Here is a 1533-nt window from a genome sequence, read left to right as displayed (position 1 = left end):
CAAGGCCGTGAAGTTTGTGGCTGGGGCACGTTGTCAAGGGCTTGCGGCCGCAAGGATTTCGATGCTGGTGGTGGCTTTGTAGCTGGTTCGGTCGATGCGGGGGCCGCGGGCCTGGTACTTGGAGATGGCGCGTTTGACGATGCGGGGACTGACGCGGAGCCGCCGCTTGGGCAGCAGGTTGGCCAGGATGTGCCGGCCGATGGTGCCGGCCAGGTCGATGACGGTGTCGGCGATGACGCCCGCGGCGAGGATGATCTGGTCGCGGGCGGCCTGCCAGGCGATGGAGAAGCCGGCTCGGTCCGGGTCGGTGCCGGGCCGGGTGCTGGTGGCGTCGGCCATGGCGGTCCGCAGCAGTTGGTAGACCACCAGCAGGGCGTAGATCTCCTGGTCGATGCCCTCGGGGGTGCGGGCGCGCAGGACCCGGCCGCCCAGGATGGTCGACTTCAGTTCCAGGTAGGCCGTTTCGATCTCCCAGCGCTGGTGGTAGAGGGTGGCCAGTTCGTCTGCCGGGTGGCGGTGGTGGTCGAGCAGGGTGGTGGCGAGCCGGTAGAGGCCGGTGTGTTTGCCGGCGGTGGTGGTGATGGTGATCTCGCAGTCGATGACGCGCACGCGCAGGGCGCCCAGTGCCGAGAGGTAGGAGCCGTCGGGGAAGCGGGCCAGGACCGGCATCCGGCGGCCGTTCTTGAGCCGGACCAGGACCTCTGCGCCGGTGGACGCGATGTCGGCCAGGAGCCTTTGGGCGCCGAAGTTGCGGTCGGCCAGCAGGATCATCCCGGGCCGCAGGCTGGGCAGCAGGCGCGGGGCGTAGGTGGTCTCACCCATGGTGGTGGGGCCGAAGACGGCGTCGATGAGGGTGCGGGTGCCGCAGGCCACCAGGGTCAGCAGGCGCAGTTGCGGGTATCCGGTCCCGCCGTGGTTGCCCGCCTGCTTGGTGAACCTGGTCAGGACCGCGGGGCTGTCGGGCACGGTCATGATGGTGCCGTCGAGCGCGACCACCAGCAGACCGCGCCACCGTGCCCCGAGTGCCTGCGGGCTTGCCACGGGGCCTTTCAGCAGGTCGAACAGCCATTTCAGGGGTGCCACGCCGATACGGCGGCGGGCCTGGGCCAGCGCACTCGCCGTCGGCGCGGCCAGGGGTGGACCGGCCAGCGCGCCGGTGAGCTTGCGCCACACGCCGGGGTATCCCACCTCCGGGAACAGGCACGCGGCCAGCAGCAGGTACACGACCACACGAGAGGGCAGATCCCGCAGCCTCGACTGGACCCGGCCGGTGGCCTTCAGGGCCTCGTCGACCATCTCGAAAGGGATGAGCTGGGTGAGCTCACCGAGGTGGCCAGGCGCGAAGGGGCCCTTGGCCACACGGACGGCACGAGTGATGGCAGACTGTCCGGACAGCGGAGCCTCCGGTCTTTGTGAACGGCTTGTCTTGGTCGACTGCCAGTTCTACCGGGGCTCCGCTCCTCATGTCCGGCGAAACCACAGCTCGCGGCTACCTTGACAAACCCCACCCACCCACAAACTGAACGGCCTTGG

1 protein-coding gene is annotated in these 1533 nt (G+C 69.5%); it reads right to left on the bottom strand.

Annotated features, from left to right (window positions below):
• Nucleotides 1-33 precede the first annotated feature (33 nt).
• Nucleotides 34-1359, bottom strand: coding sequence for an IS4 family transposase (locus ACWD5Q_RS35485; protein WP_451431186.1), 1326 nt, complete (start codon nt 1357-1359; stop codon nt 34-36).
• Nucleotides 1360-1533: the final 174 nt, after the last annotated feature.

The organism is Streptomyces sp. NPDC002513, from assembly GCF_053595355.1.
The sequence above is the reverse complement of the archived record's forward strand: the minus strand, read 5'-3'. Positions and strand labels throughout refer to the sequence as shown.